3 protein-coding genes are annotated in these 3,394 nt (G+C 69.4%); 1 reads left to right on the plus strand and 2 read right to left on the minus strand.

All coding sequences use genetic code 11. The features are described 5' to 3' along the window. A partial coding sequence (locus tag D7V88_RS39930) for a hypothetical protein (protein ID WP_120545746.1) occupies positions 1 to 515 on the minus strand: 515 nt, incomplete at its 3' end. 116 nt (positions 516 to 631) lie between these two features. Further along, positions 632 to 2,194: an acyl-CoA carboxylase subunit beta gene (locus D7V88_RS39935; protein WP_120545747.1), complete on the minus strand. Its 1,563-nt coding sequence runs from the start codon at positions 2,192 to 2,194 to the stop codon at positions 632 to 634. A gap of 168 nt (positions 2,195 to 2,362) precedes the next feature. Between D7V88_RS39935 and D7V88_RS45340 the strand changes: the two genes are divergently transcribed. Next, on the plus strand, positions 2,363 to 3,394 hold a 1,032-nt coding region (locus D7V88_RS45340), incomplete at its 3' end, for a site-2 protease family protein (protein ID WP_147449089.1).

Consider the following 3,394-nt stretch of genomic DNA (forward strand, 5'->3'; position numbering starts at 1 on the left):
GGGTGGGCGGGGGCCTCCACCGCCTTGCCGTCCGGGCCGAAGTCCACCGCCGCGGCCAGCAGGTTGCGCGCCGCGTTCCCGCTGAAGAGCCGGGCCAGGGTGGTGGTCTCCACGTCCAGCCAGCGCGCGGCCTGCCTGAGGACGTCCAGGTACTCGCCCTCCATGGCCTTGGGCGGCCGGCTGGGGGCGGCCATGCAGACGCGGGCGTAGCTGTGCTCGCGGTCCACGTACATGCCCATGGAGCGGTCGCGGAAGTCCTTGGACAGGGCCTGCGTCATCGCGTCCAGGTGCTCCTCGGGGGAGGACACCTTTCCGGACACCTTGCCGGACACGAGCGGGATTTCCGCCACGTGCCAGCCGCCGTCGGCGAGCGCGTCCGGGCGGGCCTCCACCCACTTCACTTCCGGAGTGGGCAGGTCCAGGCCCTCGCACACGCCCTTGAGCGTCTGACGCAGAGCGGTGAGGTTACCTTCGACGTCGGAGAGGAAGAGAACAAGGCGTCGCTGCTGGGACACGCGGGGGGCTCCTTGGGTGGCCCGGTGAAAGCCCCGGCGTTACCTGAGAATTTCCAGAAGTGTCCACGCTCGCCTGCCCCCCGGGCAGAGGAGGGCGGGCGAGCACGGTCCGGGACTCAGAGCGGGATGTTGCCGTGCTTGCGCGGCGGGTTGTCCTGGCGCTTGTCCTTGAGCATCTCCAGTGCGCGGATGACCTTGGCGCGGGTCTCCTCCGGGCGGATGACCTCATCCACGTAGCCCAGCTCCGCGGCCTTGAACGGGTTGGCGAACTTCTCGCGGTAGTCGTCCGTGAGCTTCTTGCGCTCGGCGTTGGCGTCCGGGGCCTTCTGCAGTTCGCCGCGGAAGATGATGTTCACCGCGCCTTCGGGTCCCATCACGGCGATTTCGGCGGTGGGCCAGGCGTAGTTGATGTCCGCGCGGATGTGCTTGGACGCCATCACGTCGTACGCGCCGCCGTAGGCCTTGCGGGTGATGAGCGTGATCTTCGGGACGGTGGCTTCCGCGTACGCGTAGAGCAGCTTGGCGCCGTGGGTGATGATGCCGCCCCATTCCTGGTCGGTTCCGGGCAGGAAGCCGGGCACGTCCACCAGGGTGAGCAGGGGGATGTTGAAGCAGTCGCAGAAGCGCACGAAGCGCGCGGCCTTCACGCTGGCGTCGATGTCCAGGCAGCCGGCGAGGATGGCGGGCTGGTTGGCGACGATGCCCACGCTGCGGCCGTTCATGCGCGCGAAGCCGACGACGATGTTCTTGGCGAAGTGCTCCTGCACCTCGAAGAAGTGCTTGCTGTCCACGACGGCGCGGATGATCTCCTTCACGTCGTAGGGCTTGTTCGGGTTCGCCGGCACCAGCGTCTTGAGCGACTCCTCGGCGCGGAACGCGTCGTCGTCACACGGCTGCGCGGGCGGATCCTCCTGGTTGTTGGAGGGCAGGTACGAGAGCAGCTCGCGCGTCATCGCGATGGCGGCCTGTTCGTTCTCCGCGGCGAAGTGGGCCACGCCGGACTTCTGGTTGTGCGTGAGCGCACCGCCCAGGGCCTCCTTGGTGACCTCCTCGTGCGTCACCGTCTTGATGACGTCCGGGCCGGTGATGAACATGTACGACGTGTCCTTCACCATCATGATGAAGTCGGTGATGGCGGGCGAGTACACCGCGCCGCCCGCGCACGGCCCCAGGATGAGCGAAATCTGGGGCACCACGCCCGACGCCAGCGTGTTGCGCAGGAAGATGTCCGCGTAGCCGGCGAGGCTCTCCACGCCTTCCTGGATGCGCGCGCCGCCGGAGTCGTTCAGGCCGATGACGGGCGCGCCCACGCGGGTGGCCAGGTCCATGATCTTGCAGATCTTCTGCGCGTAGGCGCCCGACAGCGAGCCGCCGAACACGGTGAAGTCCTGCGCGAAGACGAAGATCTGCCGGCCTTCCACGGTGCCGTACCCGGTGACGACGCCGTCGCCGAGGATCTTCTTGTCGCCCATGCCGAAGTCGTGGCTGCGGTGGGTGACGAACTTGTCCAGTTCGCTGAAGGAGCCGGGGTCCAGGAGCAGGTCGATGCGCTCGCGGGCCGTGAGCTTGCCGGCCTCGTGCTGCTTGGCGATGCGGTCGGCACCGCCGCCCTGCTCGGCCTGCTTCTCCATCTGCTGGAGCCGTGCGCGGAGAGGATCCTTCTCGGGGGTCGCGTCCATGACCGGCGGCTCTAACACGATTGCAGGGGCGGTCGCAGCGCTTCCCTTGCTCCCAAAGGGACGGGCGGACGGGCGGGCATTTCGTGCAGCGACAGGGGGTGGGATGGATGTTCAGGATTTCCGACACCGTGTCCTTCGCCAGGGCGCGCGGGGGAGCGGGGAGGCGACATGCACGCGAGGCCAGGAGCACTCCAGGTGGGTTCGTTCCGGGGCGTCCCCATCCGCGTCCACTTCACGCTGCTGCTGGTGCTGCCGCTGCTGGCCTTCTCGTTCGGAGCGGCGTTCGAGCAGGCCGCCAGCGCCGCGGAGGTGGCCCCGGAGGCCCTGGGCGGGCACCCCCTGCTCTGGGGCCTGGGCGTGGCGGTGGGCCTCTTCGTGTCGGTCCTCCTCCACGAAATGGCGCATACGCTTTATGCGCTGCGTCATGGCGGGGAGGTGCACGGCATCACGCTGATGATTGTCGGGGGCGTGTCGGAGCTGGCGGAGACGCCGAAGCGGCCGCGCGACGAGGCGCTGATGGCGCTGGTGGGGCCGCTGACGAGCCTGGGGCTGGCGGTGGTGCTGGGGCTGGTGACGTGGCTGATGCACGGCCTGGGTGCGTTCCAGTGGCAGTTCGCCTGCTTCACGCTGGCGATGCTCAACCTGGTGCTGGGGCTGTTCAACCTGTTGCCGGCGTTCCCGATGGATGGGGGGCGCATCGTTCGCGCGGCGCTGACGCCCCGGCTGGGGGTGGTGAAGGCGACGCGGGTGGCGGCGGCGCTGGGCCGGGTGTTCGCGGTGCTGTTCGGTGTGTGGGGCGTGGTGACGTTCAACCCGTTCACGCTGGTGATTGCCTTCTTCGTGCTGATGGGCGCGGAGGCGGAGTCCAGGCAGGTGCGGATGCGCGTGGCGTTGGAGCGCGTGCGGGTGGAGACGCTGATGACGCCCCGGGTGGTGGGCGTGGACCTGGACCTGTCCATGCTGGACGCGCAGTGGGCGCTGCGGCGCGAGCACGTGTCGGTGTTGCCGGTGACGAGCGGGGGGCGGCCGGTGGGGCGCGTGACGTGGGCGGCGGTGCAGGCCCTGCCGGAGGAGCAGCGCGCCGGGTGCATCGTGCGCGACGCGATGGAGGACGGGGTGGTGGCGGAGCTGCGCGAGGACGGATGGACGGCGCTGCGGCGGATGGCGGAGGCGCGCGTGCCGCTGGTCGCGGTGGTGGAT

Source organism: Corallococcus terminator (genome assembly GCF_003611635.1).
Taxonomy (GTDB): domain Bacteria; phylum Myxococcota; class Myxococcia; order Myxococcales; family Myxococcaceae; genus Corallococcus; species Corallococcus terminator.

Bases quoted from the DNA above. Each gene is read 5' to 3' on its own strand.
- D7V88_RS39935 (WP_120545747.1), bottom strand. From the start codon at position 2,194: ATGGACGCGACCCCCGAGAAGGATCCTCTCCGCGCACGGCTCCAGCAG.